Origin of the sequence: Streptomyces ureilyticus (assembly GCF_011045025.1) — a bacterium.
Taxonomy (GTDB): domain Bacteria; phylum Actinomycetota; class Actinomycetes; order Streptomycetales; family Streptomycetaceae; genus Streptomyces; species Streptomyces ureilyticus.
Genome location: NZ_JAAKZX010000402.1, coordinates 1 through 3,081, shown reverse-complemented (window position 1 = coordinate 3,081; position 3,081 = coordinate 1). Strand labels below are relative to the sequence as shown.

General features: G+C 72.0%; 2 protein-coding genes and 1 pseudogene. All 3 read right to left on the bottom strand.

Annotation, left to right across the window (positions count from 1 at the left end):
- Window positions 1-799: carboxyl transferase domain-containing protein (locus G6048_RS47430; RefSeq protein WP_328829103.1), on the bottom strand; the 799-nt coding region annotated here is incomplete at its 3' end.
- Complete coding sequence (locus G6048_RS47425) at window positions 792-2,294, bottom strand: acyl-CoA synthetase (protein WP_165345808.1); 1,503 nt, start codon at window positions 2,292-2,294, stop codon at window positions 792-794. The genes G6048_RS47430 and G6048_RS47425, both read right to left, overlap by 8 nt.
- A 158-nt stretch (window positions 2,295-2,452) precedes the next feature.
- A pseudogene (locus G6048_RS47420) lies at window positions 2,453-3,081 on the bottom strand (SLC13 family permease); the annotation flags it as partial.

The following is a 3,081-nucleotide window of genomic DNA, read 5'->3' as shown; positions in this document are numbered from 1 at the left end:
CGACCACCTCGCGCTGCGAGGCCAGCGAGGTCGACACGATGACCAGAAAGGGCACGCAGACCAACAGGACGACGGCGGCCAGGGCCACCGCTTTCGCGGCCTGGGTGAGCGGCTTCGGCTTCTCCATGGTCAGCAGGCGCAGCCAGAGCTCCAGTACGCCGGGCAGCTCCTCCGGAGGAACCACCGCGTCGATCGAACCCGCCGCCAGCTGCGCCTCCGCCGTGTACGCCACCGGGTCCGCGTCCGGCGGACGGACCCGTGAACCCGCGAAACCGACCTGGGCGCCCGGCAGCGCGAGGATCACATCCGCGCCCGCGCCCAGCGTGGCCCAGCCGCCGCCCGTCGTCGGGTCCCGCAGCACCGCGAGCTGCGGCAGGCCCGCCGCGCGGGTGAGCGCCGACTGCCGTGCCACGCGCTGGAGTTGGACCAGTGCGCGCATGCCCTCCTGCATCCGGCTGCCGCCCGTCGCGACGAGGGACACGACGGGGAGGCGGTGCTCACGCGCGTACGTGTACGCCGCCTCCAGCCGGTCCCCGGTGCGCTCCCCGAGCGAGCCGCCCAGGAAGCCGAACTCGAACGAGATCAGCACGGCGGCCGTCCCACCGACCCTCGCACTGCCGCAGACGACGGACTCCTCCTCGCCGGTGCGCTCGGCGGCGCGGGCGCGTGAGGTGTCGTAGCCCTGCCAGGACAGCGGGCCGTCGGGTGCGTACTCGCCGGCCGGGGCCGGGAGTTCGGTGAAACTGGCCGCCACGAGAGCGATCGCCTCGCGAGCAGTGGACCTCCGGCGGTCAGTCATGGGGCAGCGCACGCTTCATGATCTTGCCCATGTCGTTGCGGGGCAGGGCGTCGAGGTAGCGGACGGTGCGCGGTCGCTTGTGCGGGGCGAGGCGACGGGCCACATGGTCTGCCAACTCCTCGGCGGACGGTGGTGACAGATCCGAGTCCGGCACGATCCACGCCACGATCCGCTCGCCGAGGTCCGCGTCGGGCTCACCGGTGACCGCGGCCTCGCGCACGCCGGGGTGTTCCAGCAGCGCGTTCTCGATCTCACCCGCCCCGATCTTGTAACCACCGCTCTTGATGAGGTCGGTTGCCTTGCGGCCGACGATGCGTACGTAGCCGTCGGGGTCGCGTACCGCCATGTCACCCGTGCGGAACCAGCCGCCCTCCGTGAACGCCTCCACCGTCGCGTCCGGCCGGTTCAGGTACTCGGTGAAGAGGTTCGGCCCGCGGACCTGGATCTCGCCCACCGTCTCCCCGTCGTACGCCTCGACGGCCGTCACGCCGTCGTCCTCCGTCAGCCGCAGCTCGACGCCCGGCAGCGGCACGCCGACCGTGCCCGCACGCGGCTCCCCGTCCGCACGGACACTCGTGTTCATCAGGGTCTCCGTCATCCCGTACCGCTCGATGACCCGCCGCCCCGTCGCCGCCGCGATCCGCTCGTGGTCGTGCACGGGCAGCGCCGCCGAACCCGAGACCAGGAGCCGCGCCTTCCCGAGGGACTTCGCGAGGGCCGGGTCGTCGGGCAGCGCCTCCGCGATCCGGTGGTACATCGTCGGCACCCCGAACAACATCGTGGCGCCCTCGGTCAACTCCCTTGCCACACCGGCCGTTTCGAACCTGCCCAGGTGACGGACCGATCCGCCGCGACGCAGCGGGCCGAGGATCCCGAGGATCAGGCCGTGCACGTGGAAGAGGGGGAGTCCGTGCACGAGTACGTCGTCGCCGGTCCACGCCCAGGCGTCCGCGAGGGCGTCCAGGGTGGCGGCGATGGCCCGGCGGGGGATGACGGCGCCCTTGGGCGGGCCGGTGGTGCCGGAGGTGTAGACGATCAGGGCGGGGGATTCGGGGGCGGGTTCCTCAGGTACGTCAGGTACGGGGGTGAGGTCTTCAGGCACCTGGGGCGCCCCAGCGGCTCGTACGTCGATGTCGACGCGCCCCAACTCACCCAGTGCTGAAGGGAGTTGATCACCGGCTTCCGCAAGCACCAGCGTCGGCGCACTGTCCGACACGATGTGCCCCAGCTCGCTCTCGCCCGACTTCGGGTTGAGCGGTACGGCGGGGACGCCGGCCAGCAGCGCGGCGACCACGGCGACCGCGGTCTCCAGGGTGGGCGTGGCCCAGACGGCGATCCGGCCCGCTCCGGCGAGGCGCCCGGCCAGGGGCGCGGCCACGGCGGCCAGCTCGCCGTATGTCAGGGAACGGTCGCCGAAGCGCAGGGCCGGCCGGTGCGCACCGGGTCCGTCCGGGTCCGCCAGGGCCTCGGTCAGGGCCGGGAAGAGAGGGGACACGCGTCGTACTCCTTGGTCGTTCGTCGGTACGTGGCTGATGGGCGGGTACGTCACTCATGGCGGGTACGTCACTCTTGGCGGGTACGTCACTCATGGCGTCGTCAGCATCCTCCGGTCCTCCCCGAGGAATCTCCAGGTCATCCCGAGGCGCCCCCAGGTCATCCCCAGTTCGGCACCACCATCACCAGCCACGCCACCGCGGGTACCACCGCCACCACGATCCCTCCGTACACCATCAGCTGCTTGAAGAAACGCTCCCGGTCGACGTCCGGTGCCGCGGCCAGCACCAGCGCGCCGTTCGTCGAGAAGGGGCTCACGTCCACGACCGTCGCCGACACGGCCAGCGCGCACACCATGCCGATGGCCCCGATCTCGCCCTGCGCGAGGAAAGGCACGGCGAGGGGGATCAGGGCGCCCATGATCCCGACGGACGAGGCGAACGCCGAGACGATCGCGCCGATGTAGCACAGCAGGACCGCGGCCAGCAGCGGGACGCCGATGCCGCCGACGCCCTCGCCGGCCCAGGTGATGGTGCCCATCTCGTCCAGGACACCGACGTACGTGAGGACACCGCAGATCAGCAGCACCGTCGACCAGGCGATCTGGCCGACCGCGTTGCGGCTGTCCTCCGGCCAGGCGGTGCTCAGCACGACGGCGAGGGTGATCGCGGTCAGACCGGCATCCAGGTCGAAGGCGAGGACGGCCACGACGAGAGCGACGAGCGAGGTGAGCGTGGCGATCCGGGCCGGGGTGAGGCGCGTGGTGTCGGGGGTGGTGGGTGCGTCGG